Here is a 269-nt window from a genome sequence, read left to right on the forward strand (position 1 = left end):
GTAAGGAATAGCTGTTCTTCTTGTCATATGAAAGTCCTAGCCAATCTTTAGCATAATTTTTGCTATTTGGAATTTTACTTTTGTCTAATTTATCTAGCAAACCAACTTTTTTCAAAATTTCTACGTCATTTCCAGGAGCAACAACAAGGTCATAAGTTCCTGGAGAGACTGCCCTAACTTTAGCAATCATCTCATCAGGAGAAGAATAAGTAGTCATATTAACATGAGTCCCGGTTTTCTTTTCATAATTATCAAGGACGGATTGGGGC

At 35.7% G+C, this 269-nt stretch carries 1 protein-coding gene; it reads right to left on the reverse strand.

The window, feature by feature from the left end:
* A partial coding sequence (locus tag ACWA1B_RS22745; protein ID WP_456910897.1) for an extracellular solute-binding protein occupies positions 1–269 on the reverse strand: 269 nt, incomplete at both ends.

This window comes from Flavobacterium xizangense (assembly GCF_054075145.1).